15 protein-coding genes, 1 tRNA gene and 1 pseudogene are annotated in these 23,116 nt (G+C 70.5%); 14 read left to right on the forward strand and 3 right to left on the reverse strand.

The window, feature by feature from the left end; genetic code table 11:
* Window position 1: 1 nt before the first annotated feature.
* On the reverse strand, window positions 2–346 hold the full coding sequence (locus ACXN5W_RS23570) for a TM2 domain-containing protein (protein ID WP_473160533.1): 345 nt from the start codon (window positions 344–346) through the stop codon (window positions 2–4).
* A gap of 333 nt (window positions 347–679) precedes the next feature.
* Between ACXN5W_RS23570 and ald the strand changes: the two genes are divergently transcribed.
* The 11 genes from ald (at window position 680) to ACXN5W_RS23625 (ending at window position 11,267) form a co-directional block, all read left to right on the forward strand.
* A complete protein-coding gene (gene ald, locus ACXN5W_RS23575; RefSeq protein ID WP_473160534.1) occupies window positions 680–1,795 on the forward strand; it encodes an alanine dehydrogenase in 1,116 nt (371 codons plus the stop codon).
* A gap of 3 nt (window positions 1,796–1,798) precedes the next feature.
* A complete protein-coding gene (locus tag ACXN5W_RS23580) occupies window positions 1,799–2,908 on the forward strand; it encodes a site-specific tyrosine recombinase XerD (protein ID WP_473160535.1) in 1,110 nt (369 codons plus the stop codon).
* A gap of 190 nt (window positions 2,909–3,098) precedes the next feature.
* Complete coding sequence (locus ACXN5W_RS23585; RefSeq protein ID WP_473160536.1) at window positions 3,099–4,028, forward strand: ParA family protein; 930 nt, start codon at window positions 3,099–3,101, stop codon at window positions 4,026–4,028.
* 44 nt (window positions 4,029–4,072) lie between these two features.
* Window positions 4,073–5,299: a segregation and condensation protein A gene (locus ACXN5W_RS23590; protein ID WP_473160537.1), complete on the forward strand. Its 1,227-nt coding sequence runs from the start codon at window positions 4,073–4,075 to the stop codon at window positions 5,297–5,299.
* Complete coding sequence (scpB, locus tag ACXN5W_RS23595; protein WP_473160538.1) at window positions 5,296–6,240, forward strand: SMC-Scp complex subunit ScpB; 945 nt, start codon at window positions 5,296–5,298, stop codon at window positions 6,238–6,240. The genes ACXN5W_RS23590 and scpB overlap by 4 nt, the downstream gene beginning before the upstream one ends.
* Window positions 6,227–6,967, forward strand: coding sequence for a pseudouridine synthase (locus ACXN5W_RS23600; protein ID WP_473160539.1), 741 nt, complete (start codon window positions 6,227–6,229; stop codon window positions 6,965–6,967). The genes scpB and ACXN5W_RS23600 overlap by 14 nt, the downstream gene beginning before the upstream one ends.
* A gap of 169 nt (window positions 6,968–7,136) precedes the next feature.
* The gene (gene cmk / locus ACXN5W_RS23605) at window positions 7,137–7,817 is read left to right on the forward strand and encodes a (d)CMP kinase (protein WP_473160540.1); all 681 of its coding nucleotides are present in this window, start codon (window positions 7,137–7,139) and stop codon (window positions 7,815–7,817) included.
* Window positions 7,814–9,214 carry a ribosome biogenesis GTPase Der gene (der, locus tag ACXN5W_RS23610; protein ID WP_473160541.1) on the forward strand — a complete coding sequence of 467 codons (1,401 nt, stop codon included), beginning with the start codon at window positions 7,814–7,816 and terminating at the stop codon, window positions 9,212–9,214. Before cmk ends, der begins: the two co-directional genes overlap by 4 nt.
* Window positions 9,215–9,611: 397 nt before the next feature.
* Window positions 9,612–9,685 (forward strand) — tRNA-Pro (locus tag ACXN5W_RS23615).
* 481 nt (window positions 9,686–10,166) lie between these two features.
* On the forward strand, window positions 10,167–10,445 hold the full coding sequence (locus ACXN5W_RS23620; protein WP_473160542.1) for a hypothetical protein: 279 nt from the start codon (window positions 10,167–10,169) through the stop codon (window positions 10,443–10,445).
* Entirely contained in the window at window positions 10,446–11,267 is an 822-nt protein-coding gene (locus tag ACXN5W_RS23625; protein ID WP_473160543.1) for a tyrosine-type recombinase/integrase, read from the forward strand.
* Between the two features lie 75 nt (window positions 11,268–11,342).
* On the opposite strand, the gene ACXN5W_RS23630 is transcribed toward ACXN5W_RS23625, so the two are convergent.
* Entirely contained in the window at window positions 11,343–12,692 is a 1,350-nt protein-coding gene (locus ACXN5W_RS23630) for a serine hydrolase domain-containing protein (RefSeq protein WP_473160544.1), read from the reverse strand.
* Between the two features lie 195 nt (window positions 12,693–12,887).
* Between ACXN5W_RS23630 and ACXN5W_RS23635 the strand changes: the two genes are divergently transcribed.
* Entirely contained in the window at window positions 12,888–20,945 is an 8,058-nt protein-coding gene (locus ACXN5W_RS23635; protein ID WP_473160545.1) for a LamG-like jellyroll fold domain-containing protein, read from the forward strand.
* 4 nt (window positions 20,946–20,949) lie between these two features.
* Window positions 20,950–21,786 carry a hypothetical protein gene (locus ACXN5W_RS23640; RefSeq protein WP_473160546.1) on the forward strand — a complete coding sequence of 279 codons (837 nt, stop codon included), beginning with the start codon at window positions 20,950–20,952 and terminating at the stop codon, window positions 21,784–21,786.
* A 185-nt stretch (window positions 21,787–21,971) separates the two neighbouring features.
* Here the strand turns inward: ACXN5W_RS23640 and ACXN5W_RS23645 are convergent.
* Window positions 21,972–22,546: pseudogene (locus ACXN5W_RS23645) on the reverse strand (integrase core domain-containing protein); the annotation flags it as partial.
* Window positions 22,547–22,775: 229 nt separating this feature from the next.
* Between ACXN5W_RS23645 and ACXN5W_RS23650 the strand changes: the two are divergent.
* Window positions 22,776–23,116, forward strand: a 341-nt coding sequence (locus ACXN5W_RS23650; protein ID WP_473160547.1) for a helix-turn-helix domain-containing protein, incomplete at its 3' end; no start/stop codon positions are given.

A 23,116-nucleotide genomic window follows, 5' to 3' on the forward strand; every position in this document is an offset into this window, starting at 1 on the left:
TTCAGTCCCGCAGCGGACGGCCCTGACCATCCACCCCGCCGTTGACCAGGATCAGGATCCCGTCGATGAGACCCCAGATATGACCAGCGCCGCAGGTGACCAGGCTGACGACGAGCTGGAGCACACCGGTCTTGGTGTCCCCCATGTAGAACCGGCCCGCGCCGAAGGCGCCGAGCACGATGCCGAGGACCCCGGCCACGACCTTGCTCTTGTCCGAGACACCCTGCGGGTAGCCAGGCTGGGCGTACCCGGACTGGGCGTACCCCGGCTGCGGCGAGTACCCGGGCTCGGAGTACCCCGGCTGCTGCGAGTACTCGGGCTGTTGCTGGTAGGGAGGTTGCGTCATGAGCGCAGACACTAGGTGATCTCACCCGCTGGACATATGGCGCCGGGCGAGCTGTGCCCCGTCGGTGGAGCGGTAGCCAACCGTACGGTCGGTGAGGATCCGGTCGGAGGGTTAAGCGCGGGCCCTTCCTATACCAAAAGCGATAACAGGGGGCCCTTCCTTTCGCTTGACACATCGTCAGGTGCGACGGTCACACCCTGTCACACTGAAGGCGGCCGGCGCGGACAGCCGGTCCTAGACTGACCGCCTGCGGGTGTGGCGGATGGTGGCGGCAACGGAGCCGGCGCACGCCAGGTGGCCGGAGCGGGTGTCCGGCAGAGAGGTGTCAGCATCGTGAAGGTCGGAGTCCCACGCGAGGTCAAGAACCACGAATACCGTGTGGCGATCACGCCGGCGGGCGTCAACGAGTTCGTCCGCGCCGGTCACCAGGTCTTCGTCGAATCCGGCGCGGGCGCCGGCTCCACCCTCAGCGACGACGAGTTCGCGGCGGCGGGCGCGACCATTCTCGACACCGCCGACCAGGTGTGGGAGACCGCCGAGCTGGTGCTCAAGGTGAAGGAGCCGGTGGCCGAGGAGTACAACCGGATGCGCGAGGGTCAGGTCCTGTTCACCTACCTGCATCTGGCCGCCTCGAAGGAGTGCACCGACGCGCTGGTCGACCGCGGGGTCACCGGCATCGCGTACGAGACGGTGGAGCTGGCGGACCGGTCGCTGCCGCTGCTGGCCCCGATGTCCGAGGTCGCCGGGCGGCTCGCGCCGCAGGTCGGGGCGTACCACCTGCAGCGGCAGGGCGGCGGGCGGGGCGTGCTGATGGGCGGCGTGTCCGGGGTGTACGCGGCGAAGACCGTGGTGATCGGCGCCGGCGTGTCCGGGATGAACGCCGCGGCCATCGCGCTCGGCCTGCAGGCCGAGGTGCTGCTGCTGGACAAGAACGTCGCCCGGCTGCGCCAGGCCGACGCCATCTACCGGGGACACCTGCAGACGGTGGCCTCCAACGCGTACGAGGTCGAGCGGGCCGTGCTGGACGCGGACCTGGTGATCGGCGCGGTCCTGGTGCCCGGCGCCAAGGCCCCGACGCTGATCTCCAACGAGCTGGTGTCCCGGATGAAGCCGGGCAGCGTGCTGGTGGACATCTCGATCGACCAGGGCGGCTGCTTCGAGGACTCCCGGCCCACCACGCACGCCGACCCGGTGTACCCGGTGCACAACTCGCTGTTCTACTGCGTGGCGAACATGCCGGGTGCGGTGCCGCACACCAGCACCTACGCGCTGACCAACGTCACCCTGCCGTACGCGCTGGAGCTGGCCAACCACGGCTGGCGGGAGGCGCTGCGCCGGGACCCGGCGCTGGCGCTGGGCCTGAACACCCACGCCGGGTCGGTCACCTACGGCCCGGTCGCCGAGGCCCACGGGATGACCGCCGTGCCGCTGGCCGAGGTCCTGGGCTGACCCGTGGCGCTCGACGACGCCCCGGACGGCCCGACCGGCCCCGGGGCGTCGCCGGCCCCGCCGCTGCTCCGGGCGGTACGCGGCTACCTCGACCACCTCACCGTGGAACGGGGACTGTCCGCCAACACGCTCTCGTCGTACTGCCGGGATCTGGATCGTTATCTCGCCGGCCTGGCCGCCGCCGGCATCGGTGACCTGGCCGAGGTGACCCCCAGCGACGTCGAGGCGCACGTGGCCCGGCTGCGTTCGGGGGCGGACGGCCGGCCGCCGCTGTCGGCGGCCTCGGCCGCGCGGGCGGCCAGCGCCGTCCGGGGGCTGCACCGGTTCGCCGCCCGGGAAGGGCTGGCCGCCGCCGACCCCAGCCGGGAGGTCCGGCCGCCCGCGCCGCCCCGCCGGCTGCCCAGGGCGCTGGACGTCGACGAGGTGCTGCGGTTGCTGGCCGCCGCCGGTCCGGGGCCCGACCCGGCGGCCGGCACCGAGCCCCCGGTGGTCCGGCCCGGTGGTCCCGCCGGCCCCGCGGCCCGGTCCGGTGGGTCAGGTGATCCCGCCGGCTCCCCGCTCCGGGCCGGTGACCCCGCCGCCGGGCCGCTGGAGCTGCGCGACCGGGCGCTGCTGGAGTTCCTGTACGGCACCGGCGCGCGGATCTCCGAGGCGGTGGGCGCGGCGATCGACGACCTGGACCTGTCGGCCGGTGCCGTGCTGCTGCGCGGCAAGGGCGGCCGCACCCGGCTGGTGCCGGTCGGCGGGTACGCCAGCGCGGCGCTGCGCGCCTATCTGGTCCGGGCCCGGCCGGTGCTGGCGGCGGCCGGCCGGGGCGTACCGGCGGTCTTCCTCAACGCCCGTGGTGGCCCGCTGTCCCGGCAGAGCGCCTGGACCGTGCTGCGCCGGGCCGCCGACCGGGCCGGGTTGCCGGTGGCCGGTCCCCGGGCCGTCTCCCCGCACACCCTGCGACACTCGTACGCCACCCACCTGCTCGACGGCGGCGCCGACGTGCGGGTGGTGCAGGAACTGCTCGGCCACGCCTCGGTCACCACCACCCAGGTCTACACGCTGGTGACGGTCGAACGGCTGCGTGAGGTGTACGCCACGGCGCATCCCCGGGCGCTGGGCTGACCGGCTCCCCGATACCGTGGGTGGACGACACGCCGGTACGGTGTCCCTGCGGCCCCGTGCGGGTGGCGTACAGTCGGGATCTGCGCGGGCTCGCAGGGTGCATGGACAACCAGGGCCGGCCCGTGGCGGCGCCAGGCGGGCAGTCTGGTGGACACCGGCGTCGGATTAGTCGTCGGGAGGGGGCGGGGACATGGCTGGCAACGAGGATCGTGCCGCGGCGTGGACCTCGACGCTCCGGGAACAGCAGTCCGCATTCGACCTGGGCGCCGAGCTGGGGCCAGCGGATCCGGCCGCGTACACCGTGCGCAAGCCGATCCCGGAACCGATGCCGACCGACCGGCACGGCCCGGCGCGGATCATCGCGATGGCCAACCAGAAGGGTGGCGTCGGCAAGACCACCACCACGATCAACCTGGGCGCCGCGCTCGCCGAGTACGGCCGCAAGGTGCTGCTGGTCGACTTCGACCCGCAGGGCGCGCTCTCGGTCGGGCTGGGTGTCAACCCGCACAACCTGGACCTGTCGGTCTACAACCTGCTGATGCAGGACGACGTCACCGCCGAGGACGTGCTGATCAAGACGGACGTGGCGGGACTGCACCTGCTGCCGGCCAACATCGACCTGTCGGCCGCCGAGATTCAGCTGGTGAACGAGGTCGCCCGGGAGATGGCCCTGGCCCGGGTGCTCAAGTCGATCCGCAAGGAGTACGACTACGTCCTCATCGACTGCCAGCCGTCCCTGGGTCTGCTCGCGATCAACGCGCTGACCGTGGCGCACGGCGTGCTCGTCCCGCTGGAGTGCGAGTTCTTCAGCCTGCGCGGCGTGGCGCTGCTGCTGGACACCATCGACAAGGTCCGCGAGCGGCTGAACTTCGACCTCGAACTCGAGGGCATCCTCGCCACCATGTACGACAGCCGCACCACCCACTGCCGGCAGGTGCTCCAGCGGGTGGTCGAGGCGTTCGGTGACAAGGTCTACCAGACGGTGATCACCAAGACCGTCAAGTTCCCCGAGTCGACGGTCGCCGGCGCGCCCATCACCACGCTCGACCCGGCCTCCTCGGGTGCCCGCAACTACCGCCAACTGGCCCGCGAGGTGATCGCCGCCCAGGCCGAGCGGTAGCGCCGGTGCGTCAGGGCGCCGAGCCCGTCGACTACGGTGCTCGGGTGACCACGTCCCCCGACGCCGCCCCCGGGCCGCCCCCGGCCATCGAGCCGGCTGCGGGTGTGCCGGAACCGGATGGTGTGCCGGCGGACGCCGGAGCCGGGGAGAGCGGCGGTCCGGCAGCACAGCCGGAGGCCACCGAGAGTGGTTTCATGGTCCGGCTGGCGAACTTCACCGGCCCGTTCGACCTGCTGCTGCAACTGATCGGCAAGCACAAGCTGGACGTCACCGAGGTGGCCCTGCACCGGGTCACCGACGAGTTCATCGCGTACATCCGGGCGATGGGCGACGACTGGGACCTCGACGAGGCGAGCGAATTCCTGCTGATCGCCGCGACCCTGCTGGACCTCAAGGCGGCCCGGCTGCTGCCCGCGGCCGAGGTCGAGGACGAGGAGGACCTGGCCCTGCTGGAGGCGCGGGACCTGCTGTTCGCCCGGTTGTTGCAGTACAAGGCGTTCAAGGAGGCGGCCGCGTACCTGGCCGGGCTGGAACGCGCCCGGCGCTACCCGAGGGCGGTCAGCCTCGAACCACGGTACGCCGAGGCGCTGCCCGAACTGGTCCTCGGGATCGGCCCCGAGCGGCTGCTGAAGCTCGCCGTACGGGCGATGACGCCGAAGCCGGTGCCCACGGTCTCCATCGACCACATCCACCAGGTGCGGGTCAGTGTCCGGGAACACGCGGCGCTGCTGCGCGACCGGCTGCGCTCGTTGCGCAGCGCGGACTTCCGGGTGCTGTGCGCCGACTGCGAGTCGACCCTGGAGGTGGTGGCCCGGTTCCTGGCGCTGCTGGAGCTGTACCGGGAGGGACTTGTCGAATTCGCCCAGGAACAGGCGCTCGGTGACCTCACCGTACGGTGGACCGGCCCCGCCGACGGCGGGGTGGAGCTGAACATCGACGAGTACGCCGGAACGCCACCGCCGGTCGAACGGGCCGCCACCGACCGACCGGCCGGCGACGCGGCCGATGCGGTGCCCACGGCGGACGCGGCGCCCACGGCGGACGCGGTGCCTATGGCGGACGCGGTGCCTATGGCGGACGCGGTGCCTATGGCGGACGCGGTGCCTATGGCGGACGCGGTGCCTATGGCGGACGCGGTGCCTATGGCGGACGCGGTGCCCATGGCGGACGCGGTGCCTGCGGCGGGTGTGGTGGACGCGTCTGGCGAGGGTGCCGGGTCGGCGCTCCCGGCCGATGCGGTGCTGCCGGCTGGCGGAGAGGAGACGGGATGAGCGGGGAGGACCGGCGGGAATCGCTGGCCGAGCAGGCGGCGGCCTGGGTGCCACCGTGGGCTCGTCCGACGCCGGCGCCGGCGGAGGAACCCACCCCGGCGCCCGACGGGCCGGAGACGGCGTCCGAGCCGTCCGTTGGGCCGGCCGCTGAGCCCGACGTCACCGGGCCTGAACCAGCCACTCCGGCTGAACCAGCCGCCGGGTCCGAGCCGGTCGTGGCGACGGAGCGCGAGGACGGCGTACCCACGGTGGAGCCGGCGCCCGGGACGGCGCCGGACGGGCCGGCGATGGCCGACGCGGCGGATGGGCCGGCTCGGGCCGCATCAGCGGCAGGCGGGCCGGCGGCGGAGCCCGCGGCGGACCGGGCTGCCACGGCGGCGGACGGGCCCGGGATGGATGACACGGAGCTGCGCGCCGCGCTGGAGGCCATCCTGCTGGTGGTCGACGAGCCGGTCGCGGAGATCGTCCTGGCCCAGGTGCTGGAGCAACCCACGGACCGGGTGGCCGCCGCGCTGCGGGCCATCTCCGCCGACTACACGGCGGCCGGGCACGGGTTCGACCTGCGGCGCGCCGCCGGCGGCTGGCGGCTCTACACCCGGCCGGAGTACGCCGCGTACGTCGAGCGGTTCGTCCTCGACGGCCAGTCCGTGCGGCTCACCCAGGCCGCGTTGGAGACCCTGGCGGTGGTGGCCTACCGGCAGCCGGTGACCCGATCCCGCATCTCCGCCATCCGCGGTGTGAACGTCGACGGAACGGTCCGTACTCTTGTCACCCGCGGCCTCGTGGAGGAGTGCGGCGTGGAACCGGACAGCGGGGCATTCCTCTACCGGACCACCACGATGTTCCTGGAGAAGCTGGGGCTCGACTCGGTGGACCAGCTACCTCCGCTGGCGCCGTTCCTACCCGACGACGTGGAAGAGATCGACGATGCCCCCCGATGACAGCCCAACCACCGAGCGCCTGCAGAAGGTGCTCGCCGCCGCCGGCGTCGGTTCCCGCCGCGCCTGCGAGGACCTGATCTACCGGCGCCGGGTCACCGTCGACGGCCAGGTGGCCCAGCTCGGCGACAAGGTGAACCCCGCCACCGCGGAGATCATGGTCGACGGCCAGCGGGTGGTCACCGACACCCGGATGGCGTACCTCGCGCTGAACAAGCCGCGCGGGGTGGTCTCCACGATGGCCGACGAGAAGGGGCGGACCGCGCTCGCGGACTTCCTCGGCCGGGTCGACGACCGGGTCTACCACGTCGGGCGGCTCGACGCGGACAGCGAGGGACTGCTGCTGCTCACCAACGACGGCACCCTCGCGCACCGGCTGATGCACCCCTCGTACGGGGTGCCGAAGACGTACCTGTGCGAGGTGGCCGGTCCGCTGGCCCGCTCGGCCGGGCGGCGGCTGCTGGCCGGGGTGGAGCTGTCCGACGGCCCCGCCAGGGTCGACTCGTTCCGGCTGGTGGACGCGGTCAGCCGGACCGCGCTGGTGGAGATCACCCTGCACGAGGGCCGCAAGCACATCGTGCGGCGGCTGATGGAGGAGGTCGGCCACCCGGTGAACCGGCTGGTGCGTACCGCCATCGGGCCGATCCGGCTCGGCGACCTGCGGCCCGGCCGGACCCGACGGCTGACCAACGCGGAGATCGCGGCGCTGTTCAAGGCCGTCGGCGACTGACCCGGGCGGCCGGTTACGGAGCGTTCCGGGCGACCGGGCATGATTGACCGTGGGCTCCGGTGGCCCGGCGGGCGGGTGCCGGCCGGCGCCGCGTGGTCGGGGTCCGGCGGCAGGCTAACCTTTCGGGCGGCGGCTGAGCGTGCTGTCCCGGTGTGCTGAAGGAGGAACGGTGGCGGAGAACGTGCGGACCGGTCGGCTGGTGGTGGCGGTCGACGGCCCGTCCGGTTCGGGTAAGTCCACCGTTTCCCGGCGGTTGGCCAGCTCGCTGGGCGCCCAGTACCTGGACACCGGGGCCATGTACCGGGCGGTGACCTGGGCCGTGCTGCGCTCCGGGACCGACCCGCTGGACGCCGACGCGGTGGCCAAGGCCGCCGCCGAGGTCGAGCTGAGCGTCGGGGTGGACCCGGCTCGGCCGCACTTCGCCGCCGACGGCGTACCCGTCGATCGGGAGATCCGTGGTCCGGAGGTCACCTCGGCCGTGTCGGCCGTGTCGGCCGTACCGGCGGTTCGGCAGCTGATGGTGAACCGGCAGCGGGCGCTGATCGCGGCGGCCGAGCGGATCGTGGTGGAGGGCCGGGACATCGGCGCGGTGGTGGCCCCCGACGCGGACCTGAAGGTCTACCTGACCGCCTCCGCCGACGCCCGCGCCCAGCGGCGCAGCGCCGAGTCCGCCGCCGACGTGACCGCGACAGCCGCCGACCTGGCCCGCCGGGACCGGCTGGACTCGACCCGGAAGACATCCCCGCTCCAGCAGGCGCCCGACGCGGTGGTCCTGGACACCACGGAACTGGGCATCGACGAGGTCGTGGCCCGGCTGCGCGAGTTGCTCGACGGCACGGTGTCCCGATGACCGGCACGGATGGTTGGGTCGAGCTGGGCGAACCGGAGATCGACACCGAGGCGACCGGCCCGGTACCGGTGGTGGCCGTCGTCGGCCGGCCCAACGTGGGCAAGTCCACCCTGGTGAACCGGATCATCGGCCGCCGGCAGGCGGTCGTCGAGGACACCCCCGGCGTGACCCGGGACCGGGTGCCGTACGACGCGCAGTGGTCCGGCCGGCAGTTCACGGTGGTCGACACCGGCGGTTGGGAGCCGGACGCCAAGGACCGGGCGGCCGCCATCGCGGCCCAGGCGGAGATCGCGGTCGCCACGGCCGACGTGGTGGTCTTCGTGGTGGACGCCACCGTGGGCCCCACCGACGTGGACGAGGCAGCCGTGCGGATGCTGCGGCGCAGCGCCAAGCCGGTGCTGCTGGTCGCCAACAAGGTCGACAACGCGGCCCTGGAGATCGAGGCCACCTCGCTGTGGTCGCTCGGCCTCGGCGAGCCGTTCGCGGTCTCCGCGCTGCACGGCCGCAGTTCGGGTGACCTGCTGGACCGGATCCTGGAGGCGCTGCCCGATCCGCCGCCGGTGAGCGAGGCGGGGCCGCGTGGCCCGCGCCGGGTCGCCCTGGTGGGCCGGCCCAACGTCGGCAAGTCGAGCCTGCTCAACCGGCTGGCCCGGGAGGAACGGGCGGTGGTCGACTCGGTGGCCGGCACCACCGTCGACCCGGTGGACAGCCTGGTGCAGATCGGCGGCGAGACCTGGCAGCTCGTCGACACCGCCGGGTTGCGCAAGCGGGTCGGCAAGGCCAGCGGTACGGAGTACTACGCGAGCCTGCGCACCGCCGGCGCCATCGAGGCCGCCGAGGTGGCCGTGGTGCTGCTGGACGCCGCCGAACCGATCAGCGAGCAGGACCAGCGGATCCTGACCATGGTGACCGAGGCCGGCCGGGCCATGGTCGTCGCGTTCAACAAGTGGGACCTGGTGGACGCCGACCGGCGCTACTACCTGGACAAGGAGATCGACCGGGAACTGCGCCGGGTGCCGTGGGCCATCCGGCTCAACCTGTCGGCCAAGACCGGACGCGCGGTGGACAAGCTGGCCCCCGCGTTGCGGACCGCGTTGCGCAGCTGGGAGCAGCGGATCCCGACCGGTCAGCTCAACCAGTGGCTGACCGCGCTGGTCCAGGCCACCCCGCACCCGGTACGCGGCGGACGGGCACCCCGGGTGCTGTTCGCCACCCAGGCGGGCGTGGCGCCGCCCCGGTTCGTGCTGTTCACCACGGGCCCGCTGGACGCCGGTTACCAACGCTTCGTCGAGCGGAAGCTGCGCGAGGAGTTCGGTTTCGAGGGCAGCCCGGTGGAGGTGTCGGTCCGACCCCGCAAGAAGACCGGACCGGGCGGTCGGGGCAAGGCGCACGGCTGAGTTCTCCGGTCTCGGACGGGGCTTCCAGGGCCGCCTTCGGCTGCTGAGTTTTCCGGCTTCGGATGGGCTCCCGGGGCCCGCCGTGCTGACTTGCCTGCCGACAGGTGCGACCAGCTTCCCGTGCTCGGCTGTCAATCCGACTCCGGACTCGCGGAGGGTAGCCCGCGCCGGAGCGATCACCTCTTCGACGGCGATGCCGCACGATCATAAAAAATGACCGTGCGGCATCGCCGCTTCATAGGTCGCAACCGCTCAGACCTCGATCCCATCCTCCTAGGACGCCATACGTGGTGTGTTGCTGCACACGGTGCCGAACCGAGCCGGGGGGCGCATGCGACGGCTGGGGCGGCTGCGCTACGCTGTACCGGCTGCCACGCGGGCGACCGCGAGACAGCATCGGGACGTGGCGCAGCTTGGTAGCGCACTTGACTGGGGGTCAAGGGGTCGCAGGTTCAAATCCTGTCGTCCCGACGGGACAAAAGGCCAGCTCAGCTGGCCTTTTTGTTTGTAATCTTGAATGTTCTGATCGTTTCGTGACACTTGATTTTGCCCGTACGTGTGTACGGTTTTCATCGTGTCGCTGGTCCGGCGCCTGTCGATCTTCCGGCGGGCAACCCCGGCGGGGCTCGTTGCAGCCGACCGCAGTGCTGGCCGTGATTGACGCGTGGGCCCTTGAGCAGGTTCGATGCCGCGTTCGGGTCTGGATCGTGTGAGCTGAGCGGCCTCTTGACTCGATCGTGGGCATTGTCTCGCTCGTCAGTCCCTCATGGATGGTCACGACACATCTACGGCACGTACCCCCGTACGGTGATCTTGACTAGGATCCTCCGGCCCTGGGCCGGCGGCCAGGAACGTCTGCCAGAGATGGGCCGCGGTGTGCCGTGTCGTTCGCTGGACCGGCTTCGTTGCGATAAATGAATGCCTTTCCGCGGCTGGATTTGAGGTGGTCTTCGTGGCTGACGCGGATGTGATCGTGCAGGATCAGTCGACGGGGTTGTTCGGGTTCCGGGTGGAGTTGGGCCGTGACCGCAACGGCGTACGGATGCAGGCGCGGCGTGGTGGTTTCGTCACGGAGCAGGCCGCGTTGGGGGAGTACCGGCGGTTGTGCCGTCGGCGGGACGCGCGGGTGCCCCGACCGCGGCTCGGAGATTCGGTGCAGACGGTCTGCCAGGACTGGCTGCGAACCCGGGAGCATGAAATCCAGCCCAACACGCTGTACGGATACGGGTAGTTGCTCGGTCTGATCTATCCGTTTGTGGGTGCGGTCCGGGTTTCCCGGCTGAGTGCGCGGATGGTCGAGCGGGCGTACCAGCAGTTGGAAGCGGCTGGCTATTCCCGTACGACGTTGCGGACGTTGAACCTGGTGTTGGCCAAGGCGTTGGGTGAGCAGACGGGTCGGACACTGGGTGCGCGCAGGCCCCGGGGGAGCGACGAGGTGCCTGCGGTGTGGACGGTTGCCGAGGCCCGCTGTTTCGGGGAGTACGTGCGGGGTGATCGGTTGTATCCGTTGTGGCGGCTGTTGCTGATGACCGGGCTGCGTCGTGGTGAGCTGTGCGGGCTGATGTGGATTGATCTGGAACTCGACGCCGCCACTATCAGGGTTCGCCGGCAGCGGGTCGTCGAGGAGCCGAGCAGCCATATTCGGGAGAAACCACCGAAGTCCCACAACGGCACGAGGACGTTGGTCCTGGACCGGGTGACCCTCGCGGTGCTGACCGAAGCGAGGCGGAGTGCGGGAAGCGGGTCGCCGTACATGTTCGTAGGGCGGACCGGCCGGCCGTTGCGGCCGGACAACGTGACGAGCCGGTTCAACCAGCTGGCGGTGGCGGCCGGGGTCCGTCCGCTCGGGCCGCATCATATCCGCCACCTGCTCGCGTCCAGCCTGCTTGACGCCGGCTACGGCATCCACGAGGTGGCCGAGCGTCTCGGCCACGATCCGGGCACCCTGATGCGCTACTACAGCCGGGTCAACGCCACCCGCCGCCAGCAAGCCACCGACCACGTCGCCGGCCTGCTTGTCCCGCCGGTCGGGGTGGCGGCTGGTGAGCTGTAGGGACCCGACAGGTGGCCGGGGAGTGAGTCGGCGGCGGGCGGGAGCGCCGGGTGGTCCGACCGGTGCTGTGGTACGTCAGCCGGCGGCGATGGCGTTGTGTACGGCGACCCGGTGGGTGTCGGGGTTGGACCAGGACCAGTTGGGGTGGGCCCGGTTGGTGAGCAGGACGGTGACCATCCGCCTGGTGGGGACGACCAGTAGCGACGTGCCGGTGAAGCCGGTGTGACCGAAGCTGGTGGGTGTGGCCAGTTTGCCCATGAACCAGGGCTGGTTGAGTTCGACGCCGAGGCCGTGGTCGGCGGTGCGTCGGGGTCGGTCGGGATCGACCGCGGGTTTGCCCCGGTTGACGTTGGTGAGCATCCGCTGAACGGTGGCGGGGGACAGGATGCGTTTGCCGTTGTAGGTGCCGCCGTTCAGCAGCAGTTGGCCGATGGCGGCGACGTCCTGGGCGGTGGCGAAGATGCCGGCGTGTCCGGCCACGCCGCCGAGGTGGTTGGCGACGTCGTCGTGCACGGTGCCGCGGAGCAGGCCGCGGGAGGAGCGGGCGTCGGTGGCGACCAGGCGCTGTTTGTCGGTGACCCAGGTCAGCGGCAGGTACCCGGTGTTCTTCAGGCCCAGGGGGGTGGTGAGGTTGTCCCGCAGGGCCCGGTCGAGGGGCTTGCCGGTCATCTTCTCCACCAGCCGGCCGAGGACCATGAGTCCGACGCTGGAGTAGCGGAAGGTGGTGCCGGGGACGCCGCCCTTGACCAGCGGGGTGGACATGACGGCCCGCCACCGGTCGGTGTTGCTGGTCAGGCCGGTGACCGTGGCGCCGACCGGGAGGGCGCTGGTGTGGGCCAGCAGCATCGGGATGGTGATCCGGTCCTTGCCCGCGCCGGTGAAGTCGGGCAGGTAGTGCTGCACGGGGGTGGTGAGGTCGAGTTTGCCCTGGTCGACCAGTTGCAGGGTGAGGATCGCAGTGTAGACCTTGGTCAGCGACGCGAGATCGAAGATCGAGTCGGTGCGCATGGTGACCCGGCGGGCGGGGGGCAGTTCGACGGGGCCGGCGGTGTACCGCAGGGCGTCGCCGGCCCGGGCCGTGAGCGTCGGCTTTCCGTCCTGCATGACCAGGGCCACGGCGCCGGCGTATCCGGGGTGTCGGGGGTTGTCCGGGGTGGGTTTGAGGTACCGGGTCAGCACCTGTGGTACCCGGACCGCGTACCCCGGCCGCCCGGCCGTCGCGGCTGACCCGGCGGTCGCCGTCGCGGACCGGGTGGGTGCGGCCGTGGCGGTGCCGGCGGCCGCTGTGTCGAGGGGTTCGTCTGTGGCCGCCGGCTGGGCCCAGGTTGGGTCGGCCGCCGGGGGCGCTGACCGGCCGCATCCGGCCAGCGTGGTGACGGTGGCGGCCAGGCCGGTGCGCAGGACGGTACGCCGGGAGAGGGTCACGGCCACGATGATGGCACACCCCCGCACTGATCGCGGCCGCTACCGGGATGAGCCCGACATAAACCTCCATGCCGGATATTAAACAATTGTCGGTATCAAGCTGAGCGGATGATTTTTCTGATCCGCCATTGTCGATGACTTCGTCCACATCGTACGTTGCCTGCGATCATGTGGCCCGATACGGGGAGAGCCGCAATGCCGTACGCCCGCGCGCACTTTTTCGCCGCCTGGAACGCCGGTAATCGTCTGATCTGGGTGCAACGGGTGTGCCTGGTGCTCGCTCTGCTGCTGGTCGCCACCATGAGCGACCTGCCGGAGCGGACTCGCCCGGCCGCGGCGGCGACGCCCACCACCCAGGCTCCCGCTCCGAAGCCACGCTGCCCCGACAACCGGGACGATGTCGTGTCGGCGGCGATCGCCGCGAAGCTGTGCGGGGCCCGGGTCGAGGCCCTCGGGCGGCGGACCGAGACCACGCAGGTGTTCGCGAACCCGGACGGCACCCTCACCGAGGAGCGTGCCCTGTCGCCGGTGCGGGTGCACAACGGTGACCGGTGGGACGATGTGGACCTGACGCTTGTACGCGGGGCGGACGGTTCGGTGCAGCCCCGGGTGCATCCGCGGGCGTTGAAGCTCAGCGGTGCCCGGACGGGCGCTGGCGAGCATGAGGTCGTCTCGCTCGGCACGGGCGCCGACCGTACGAGCGTCTCGTGGTCGGGGCCGCTGCCTGAGCCGGTCCTGGACGGTCCGACCGCGACCTACCCGGACGTGCTGCCTGGGGTGGACCTGCAGGTCAAGGCGCAGACCACAGGCTATGAGCAGTTCTTCGTCGCCAAGGACGCGGCGGCGTTGCGCCGGATCGCGAAGCTGACGCTGCCGATGCGTACCGGCAAGCTCACCGCGGCGGCCGACGGGATGGGTGGGCTGGTCTTCCGCAACGCCAAGGGTGACCCGGTGGGCCGGGCCCAGGCGCCGGAGATGTGGGACGCGAAGGTCGCACCGCTGGCGCAGGAACACGTCAACCGCGCCCGGGTGGGGCTGCGCGCCTCGCGGAAGGGTGCCGGTGCGGCGACGGTGGAGCTGACCGCGGATCCCGCGTTCGTCGCGCGCACCGATCTGACGTTCCCGGTGACCATCGACCCGCCGACGTCGCTGCCGGCCGCGTTCGACGCGTTTGTGCAGAACAGCTACTCCAGTGACCAGTCCGGCGCGGACGAGTTGAAGTTGGGGCACGTCGATGACGGCGGCTCGTACACGGCCCGGTCGTACCTGCGGTTCGCTAGCAGCGGGCTGGCGGGTAGCCGGATCATGTCGGCGAAGCTGCGGCTGTGGGAGACCCACTCCTGGTCGTGCACGGCGGCCTCGTGGGAGGCCTGGCGCACCGACCGCGCCGACACCTCGACCCGGTGGACGGCGCAGCCGACGGCGCGGGAGAAGGTCGGCACCTCGACCGAGACCAAGGGCTACAGCTCCTCGTGTGCCGACGGGTACGTCTACATCGAGATCGGTAAGGCGCTGCAGACGGCCGCCGACAGCAGCTGGTCCGACGTGACCGTGATGCTGCGCGGCACCAGCGAGACCGACTCGCACAGTTGGAAGAAGTTCGACTCGTCCGAGGCGGCGCATCCGCCGTTGGTCTCGCTGACCTACAACGCCGCCCCGGGCACGCCCACCGCGCTGACCGTGGCGCCGTGCTACTCGTCCTGCGGCGCCGGCGCGCAGACCTCCGGCCTGCGGCCGACGCTGTCGGCCAAACTCGCCGACAGCAACGCCGGGCAGGCGCTGCGGGCGGAGTTCGAGATCCGCAACAAGGCCACCGGTGCCACCGTGGCCACCTCCGGGGCGCTCAGCGGCAACTGGACCAACGGGTCGACCGCGAACTGGCAGGTGAGCACCGACCTGGCCAACGGGACCAGCTACCAGTGGCGGGTACGGGCCAAGGACCCGTACGCGGACGGCGGCTGGACGGGTTGGACCGACCTGAGCGTCGACACCGACAAGCCGCTGGTGCCGTTCGTGTCGGCGACCATCTATCTGAACGATGGCCAGCCGCACGGCGGGGCGGGCCAGTCCGACACGTTCACCTTCACCCCGGCCAGCGGCAGCAGCGACCTGGCGGCGTTCGTCTACCGCCTGGACACCGACGCCTCGGCGACCACCCTGGCCGCCACCGGGACCAGGACTGTCACGCTCAGCCCTCGCGACGGCCAGCGGACGCTGACCGTGCAGGCCAAGGACCGGGCCGGCAATCTGTCGGCGGCGAATGTCTACACGTTCTCCGCCGGCAACGCGGCGCTGGCCCAGCCGCTGCCCGGTGCCAACGTGGTCAAGCGGACCAAGCTGCAGATCACCACCCCGGTCGCCGGCTACACCCGGGCGTACTACGAATACCGGCGCGGACCCGGCGGGGCGACCCTGCCGATCCCGTCGGCGAACCTGACCTCGGCGGCCGGCGCGCCGATCACCGCCACCGCCGCCTCGCCGGTGGCCTTCAGCGCGCTGGGCGGCTGGGCGGTGTGGAACGCCACCGACACCCTGGGCGCGGTCGGCGGCGTCGTGGAGGTGCGGGCGCGGATCTACACGGCCAGCTCCACCAGCCCGGTGTACGACACCCCGTGGGTGCGGGTGACGGTCGACTCGAGCGGGGACGGCGGCGCCACCGACGAGGTCGGCCCGGGTGATGTCAACCTGCTCACCGGTGACCTGGGCCTGGACTCCACCGACGCCGACGAACTCGGCCTGTCGGTCACCCGCAACACCTCCTCCCGGGAGCCGTCCGGCGGCTACCTGGCGATGCCGGAAAAGCTGACGGCCAACCAGCAGCAGGTGTCGACCGACCTGACCGGCTTCACCGTGCCCAGCACCACGACCGCCGCCAGGTCCACGGCCCGCGGACAGGGTGACGTCACCCCGACCGACTCGATCGAGATCACCCCGGCCGCGTCGGGCACCAGCAACGACACCTATGTCGCGCTCGGAGGGGACAACGGCGGGTTGCGGCTGGGCATGCAGCCCGGTCGGACCTACCGGGCCACCGCCTGGATCTACGTCCCGGCGGCGACCACCCTCGCCCCGGACAACGTCGACCGTGGGCTGCGGATCGTCGGCCTGTACAAGAACGGCACCGCCTACACCACGGTCGCTTCGCCGATGGCGGCGTACGTCGACGGCTGGCAGGAACTGTCCGTGGACATGGCCGTCCCGGCCGGCTCCACCGAGGCGTTCTTCCGGCTCTACAACGGCAGCGTCGCCGGCAGCGGCAAGAAGGTCTACTGGGACAACCTGTCGGTCACCGAGATCGTCGCCCCGTTCGGGCCGTCCTGGACCGGTGGTGCCACTGGCGGGCCGGCGGACACCGACTACACCACGTTGACTTTCCCGTCTGCGTCGGTCGCCCGGGTGAACACGGTCGGCGGCGGCTGGGTGACGTTCTCCCGCAACGCCGACGGCACCAGCTTCACCCCGGAGCCCGGCAGCGAGGAGCTGACCCTCAGCAAGCCCGATGCCGCGACGTACCGGCTGGCCGAGTTGGACGGCTCGGTCGCCGAGTTCAAGCAGCAGAACGGCGTCTGGACCGTCACCTCGAGCTGGACCGACGAGAACGACTCCACCACCCGGTACGTCTACGACACCACCGGCGGCCGGCTGCTGCTCAAGCGGGTGGTGAACCCGGTCGAGCCCGGGGTCGACGACGCCAACGGCTGCACTGGCAGTACCCTGCCGCGCGGCTGCGAGGTGCTGGAGTACGTCTACGCCACCGCCACCACGGGCGGGCTGAGTCAGACCGTGTTCGGTGACTACACCGACCGCGTCTCCGCGGTGAAGATCTGGGCCTGGGACCCGGACGCGAACGCCGAGACCGCCGTCGAGGTCGCCCACTACGCCTACGACGACCTGGGTCGGCTGCGCGAGGTCTGGGACCCCCGGGTAACTCCCGCGCTGAAGACCAGTTACGAGTACGACTCCGCCGGCCGGGTGGTCAAGGCCACCCCGCCGGGTGAACTGCCCTGGCAGGCCGACTACGGCAACCCGGAAGTCGACTCGGCCGCGCTGCGCTGGAACCTCGACGGCAACGCGACCGACTCCTCCGGCAACGGCCGCAACGGCACCGCCACCGGTGTCACCTGGGGCGAGGCCAACGACCCGGAGAATCCCGGCGACCGGGCCGCGGTGTTCAACGGCTCCAGCAGCGCCCAGATCACCGCGGCCGGCAGCGCGGTGTCGAACACCTCCTCCTACACCGTCTCGGCCTGGGCGCGGATCACCGACAAGTCGGTCAACCGGACCATCGTGTCCAAGGACGGCACCCGGACCAGCGGTTTCTTCCTCAACTACGTTGCCGCGCTGGACCGGTGGGCGTTCTCCCGCACTACCGCCGACAGCGACAGCTCCAGCGCCCTGCGCGCCACCTCCGACGTCGCCCCCACGCTCGGCCAGTGGACCCATCTGACCGGCGTCTACGACACGGCGTCGGGCAAGATGAAGCTGTACGTCAACGGCGTGCTCCAGCCCACCACCGCGGCCACGGGCGGCTGGGCCGCCACCGGCAACGTCGTGGTGGGCCGGGCCAAGTGGGCCGGCGCCAACGCCAACTCCTGGTCCGGCAGCATCGACGACGTCCGGATCTACGGCTCGGCGCTCACCGACGCCCAGGTCGCCCGGCTGGCCGGGGACGAAAACACCGGCCGGCTGGTCCGGGTCCGGCGGGCCGCCCTCAAACAGGGCAGCAAGACCGACACGGACGGCGAACTGGCCACCAACCTGGTCTACAACGTCCCGCTGACCAAGGCCGCCGGCGGACCGTACGACATGAACGCCGCCACCGTCGCCACCTGGGGCCAGGGCGATGTGCCGGCCGACGTGACCGCGGTCTTCGGCCCCGAGGACGTACCGGCCCGCAACAGCGCCACCCCGGCCAGCCCTGGCGCGAACGGCTACAAGTGGGCCAACCTCCACTACCTCAACCCCAACGGGCAGGAGGTCAACACCGCCACACCGGGCGGTGACATCGACACCAACGAGTACGACCGGTTCGGCAACGTCGTGCGCACCCTGGAGGCGACCGACCGGGCCCTGGCCCTGGGAACCCTGCCCGGCGCCAGCGACGCGCTGGCCGAACTCGGCCTGCTCGACTCCGACACCGCCGCCCGCGCACAGGCGTTGTCGACGGTGAAGCGATACAGCAGCGACGGCGTGGACCTGCTGGAGACCACTGGCCCCACCGTCACCATGGTGCTGGAACAGGGCGCCGGCGACCCCGACGGCGCGGGCCCGTTGGACGCCATCGCGGCCGGAGACACGGTCATCGGCCGCAGCCGGCAGCTCAACACCTACGACGAGGGCAAGCCGGACGGCGCCACCTACCACCTGGTCACCACCGAGACCGACGGTGCGCTCATCGACGGTTACCCGTTGGCCGACCTGCGGGTGTCCAGGAACGGGTACGACGCCGAAAAGGGCGGTGTGTCCGGCTGGACGCTCAAACGGCCCACCAAGGTGGTCGCCGACGCAGTGACCGGCGGCGAGCAGAAGACCGCGTACGCCGCCTTCAACGCCAAGGGGCAGGTGGTCAAGTCCTGGGGCATCGACTCGACCGGCAGCGACGCCCGCGCCACCGAGGCGATCTACTACACCGCCGGGGCCAACAGCGTCGACGCCGCCTGCGGCAACCATCCCGAATGGGCGGGCGAGGCGTGTGTCACCCAGGCCGCGGGTGACGTGACCGGCGCCGACGCGGCCCGGATGACCACCAGCCTGCCGGTTCGGCGGGTGCTGGAATACAGCCGGTTCGGCGACGAGACCGAGGTGGTCGAGACCGCGGCCGGCAAGACCCGCCGGACCAGCACGCAGTACGACACCGCGACCCGAGTCACCAGCACCGTCATCACCTCCGACGAGGGGGTCGCGGTCCCGGCCGTGACCACCGGCTACGACCCGACCAGCGGCGACGTGACCACCACGACCATGGCCGGCGCCACCATCACCCGCGAGTACGACAAGCTGGGCCGGCTCGCCGCGTACACCGACGCCGACGGTGGCCGTACCGTCAACGAGTTCGACCGCTTCGGCAAGGCCGCGAAGGTCACCGACCCCACCGGTTCGGCCAGCTACGCGTACGACCGGGCGCAGGACCCGCGCGGTCAGCTCACCGGCGTCACCGACAGCGTGGCCGGCACCTTCACCGCGAAGTATTCGCCGGACGGGCAGCTCACCGAGCTGCACTACCCGGGCGGCCTGACCCGCACGGACAAACTCGACGCCAACCTGCAACCGGTGGAACGCACCTACACCCGCGACTCCGACGGCGCGGTGATCTACTCCGAGTCGGTCGTGGAGAACTCGGCCGGCCAGTGGGTCAACCACAAATACACCGGCGGCAGCAAAACCTACGGCTACGACCGGTTGGGTCGGCTCACCAGCGCGCAGCAGGACAGCGACATCACCGCTGGCTGCGTCACCCGCACCTACGGGTACGACTCGCGCACCAACCGCAACCAGAAACACACCTACGACCCGGCCGCCGACGGTGCGTGCAACACCGACGGCGCCGACGCCACCGACGACCATTCGTACGACTCGGCCGATCGGATCACCGACCCCGGCTACGAGTACGACTCGTTCGGCCGTACCACCAAGCTGCCCGGCGGGCTGACCAACACCTACTACGCCAACGACCTGGTGCAGCGGCAGCAGCTGAACGACTCCCGCCAGACCTGGACCCTCGACCCGGCACACCGGTTCCGCGGCTTCACCACCGAAACCGACGTCGACGGCGCCTGGACGAACGCCTCGTCGAAGCTCAACCACTACGGCGACGACTCGGACGAACCCCGGTGGATCGTCGAGGACACCTCGCTGGGCACCATCACCCGCAACGTCTCCGGCCCCGACGGGGATCTCGCGGCCACCACCTCGACCACCGGCGACGTGGCGCTGCAACTGACCAACCTGCACGGTGACATCGCGGCCACCATTGACACCGGGCTGACCGAACCGCAGCTGTTCGACTACGACGAGTTCGGCGTCCCGATGGACGGCCAGGCCAACCAGCGGTACGGGTGGCTGGGCGGCAAACAGCGCTCCGGCGAGGCCATGGGCGACGTCATCCTGATGGGCGTCCGGCTCTACTCGCCGGGCCTGGGACGGTTCCTGCAGACCGACCCGGAGGACGGCGGCAACGCCACCGCGTACGACTACTGCGCCGGTGACCCGGTCAACTGCACCGACCTGGACGGCAAGTTCGGCTGGGGATCGATCAAACGTGGCCTGTCCAAGGTCGCCACGATCTCCTCGTACGCCTCCATGATCCCCGGGCCGATCGGCACCATCGCCGGTGTCGTCTCGGCGATCTCCTACGCCGCCACCGGAAACTGGCGGGAGGCCGCCTGGGCCGCCGCCGGGTCGTTGGCCGCGGTGGTCGGCGCCGGCGCCGCGGTCAAGGGCGCCCGATTCGCGATCTCGGCGGCCCGCGCGGCCGCCAAGGCCCGCAAGGCCAGCCGACTACGCCGGGCCTACCAGGGCCTGCACCGAGCGTGCAACAGTTTCGAGCCAGACACACCCGTCCGGATGGCGGACGGCACCTATCGTCCGATCGCCGACATTCAGGTCGGCGACTGGGTCGCCGCCGTGGACCCCAGCACGGGAGACCAGACGGCGGCCCCCGTACTGACGGTCTTCATCGGTCAGGGCACCCGTCACCTGATCGACATAGACCTCGACGGAGACGCCTCCTCGGCGCTCACCGCGACAGCCGACCATCCGGTCTGGGTACCGGGCAAGGGCTGGGTGTTCGCCAAGAACCTGCAAGCTGGTGACCTGGTCCAAGGGGCGAGCGGCACGGCTGCGGTACGCGGGGTGCGAGACCGGGGCTGGGTCGTCGACCAGACCGTCTACAACCTCAACATCGGTGACGCACACACCTACGTGGTCACGGTCGACGGGTACGACGTCCTCGTCCACAACTCCAGCTGTCACATCTCAAAGGGCGCTTGGTCTCACATCTGGCAACGCCATGTCAACCCAAAGCGGTGGACTCACAAGAGCAAGTTTCACACCAGGTCCAAGGCAAAGATCCGTAAGATGATCCACCGAACTGTCCGGGACGAGCACCTGGTGAGCCGCAGCCACGGTCGCCGCACCTACGAGCGAGAGTTCGGACACCACATCGGCACCTCGCCATCGGGCCGTAGCGCAACGAGGCTACGCGTATATGTTCGGTGGGGCCGAATAAAGACGGCCTTCCCAGTGGGAGACTAGCCAGGTGATCGAGGTGGACTTTGAACCCGACGATGCACCCGAGGCGTGGCGTAGGCCGGGTGGGGCGGCGACGGACGAGGAGTTTCTGGCCGATCACTACCCTGGTCGGTTGCATTTCCGGGTCGGTGGGGTTGATCTGAGCCCTCCGGGGTCGGTGCCGTTCTTCGGGGTGGCCGCGCGAATGGCGCTGGGCCTGGCCGCGGACCGACCGGCGTTTCCGGTTGCCCCATGGGATTCCAGCGACAGCCGTTATCAGATCCGCATGGAGGGGGATCGAGCAACGGTGACCGCCGACTGGGCCGGATCTTCGGCCGGTACTGCTTTGGTGGGTGAGCTCCGGGCCGTTTGGGCATTCTTTTGCGCTCGTGTCGTCGTAAAGCTTGCCGAGCGTGATGCGAGCGTTGTCGACCATCGACTCAGCCGCCGCGTTCTGGACCTGGCCGAGGCGCACCGGTCTGATCCCAGTCGGCCATGTCTGGTGGAGGTGCCTACAGATCCGGTCCCGGGCCCGCTTGCGCTGGCGGGTCAGATGACGGAGGAGTTCTGCTGGTCGTACGGGGGTTTTGCCGGAGTGGGACTTTCCCCGATCGTCATGGAGCCGGTGATCGGAGATTTCGTCATGGTTGATGCTTGGGACGGGGAACGGATCGGCGGTAGCCCGGTGTGTCGGTTCGTCATCGAGCCTGACGCTGATCTGGACCGGTGCGTCTCCGTCCTGCAAGCGTGTGTCAAAGCGGTGCTCGACATGGCGGGCTGGGGTGACGGCGGGCTGGCCGGTGCCTTACGGCCGGCATCAGTATCGCTGTCCGACAACTCACCAACGGATCACCGAGACCTGTAGATCTCGCTCCATCTGGAAAGCTGTCGACAGCAGGTTCGCCGCTGTCTCTCTACCGGAAGTGGTTTTCGACCAAGGAGGGAGACGGGGGGCCGGAAAACCTCACTATGAGAAGTCGGCCAGGCGGTACATGCCATGACGGGACCCCGTGAGTTGATCTAGCGGCGCGGGTCGGTTGTGAGAGTTGGTTATCGGTGCGTGCAGGCGGCAGCGTATCCGGCTGGGGTTTGGTAGGCCAGGGCTGAGTGCCTGCGGTGGTGGTTGTATTCGTCCTTACAGCCGCTGATGACGACGCGGGTTTGGGTCAGGGACCAGAGCAGGTTGATGTTTAGGCATTCGTCGTGTATCCGGCCGTTCAACGATTCGACAATGTAGCCGTTGGGCCAGGGTTGGTCGGGTGGGATGAACGCCAGCCCGGTGCGCTCCCGGGCCCAGTCGGCCATCGCTGCGCAGGCCAGCTCGGGGTCGTTGTCGCTGCGCAGCACGGCGGGGTAGCCGCGTTGGGCGGCGATGCGGTCCGGTTCGTTGATGAGCGTGTCAGCGGCGATGGAGCGGGCGACCAGGCCGCCGAGGCATTCCCGGGTGTGTTCGTCCACGATCCGGGCGATCTTGATGGGGCGGCCGTCGGTGGTGGCGTCGAACTGGAAGCGACCGCCCATACCCGGTTCGGCGCATCCGCCGCCGGCGGCAACCCGGCGGTGGAGACCCCAAGTCGTTTGCGGCGTCAAGGGTGTGGCACGCGGAGGCCCTCCTCGCCCCACAGGGCGCCTCCATCCGGCGAGAGCCCCTCGTGGAGGCTGAAACACGAACGGCACTTGACCCGGCGGCGTCAACAACGGGCTCACAACGGAGATCAACTTCGGATGGACTGCGAAGCATGATGCAACACCGGCTAGTGCCTCGTCTTTGGACGTTGGCCGTGTAATCCGTTGGTTCGGAGGCCGTTTCGGGCAGGCTGTCCCTCTCGCTGTTGGTGTGGGAGGTGATGCCGGGTGGGACGACGCCCGGAAGTGTTCGTGCGGGCGCTGTCGATGGCCGAAGGCCAGCGGCTGCAGAAGATCACGCGGACCGTGAAGAACCCGGTCAAGCTGCGTCGGGCGATCGTCGTTCTGATGTCTGGCCAGGGCCAGCCGGCGTCCGACATCGCGTACCTGCTCAAGGCCACCGAGGACTACGTCCGCGACGTGATCCACGCGTTCAACGAGCGGGGGTTCGAGGCGTGGGACCCAAAATGGAGAGGGGGCACACCGAACAAGATCAATGAGCAGACCCGCGACTGGATCTGCGTGATCGCCCGGTGTGACCCCCGCTTCCTCGGCCAGCCGTTCTCGAC

Source organism: Plantactinospora sp. A48, from assembly GCF_055793945.1.

What these genes read in the sequence shown, in the direction of transcription:
- der (WP_473160541.1), top strand. Translation starts at nt 7,814, where the DNA reads ATGACCGGCACGGATGGTTGGGTCGAGCTGGGCGAACCGGAGATCGAC.
- ACXN5W_RS23570 (WP_473160533.1), bottom strand. Translation starts at nt 346, where the DNA reads ATGACGCAACCTCCCTACCAGCAACAGCCCGAGTACTCGCAGCAGCCG.
- scpB (WP_473160538.1), top strand. Translation starts at nt 5,296, where the DNA reads ATGAGCGGGGAGGACCGGCGGGAATCGCTGGCCGAGCAGGCGGCGGCC.
- ACXN5W_RS23600 (WP_473160539.1), top strand. Translation starts at nt 6,227, where the DNA reads ATGCCCCCCGATGACAGCCCAACCACCGAGCGCCTGCAGAAGGTGCTC.
- ACXN5W_RS23585 (WP_473160536.1), top strand. Translation starts at nt 3,099, where the DNA reads ATGGCTGGCAACGAGGATCGTGCCGCGGCGTGGACCTCGACGCTCCGG.
- ACXN5W_RS23635 (WP_473160545.1), top strand. Translation starts at nt 12,888, where the DNA reads ATGCCGTACGCCCGCGCGCACTTTTTCGCCGCCTGGAACGCCGGTAAT.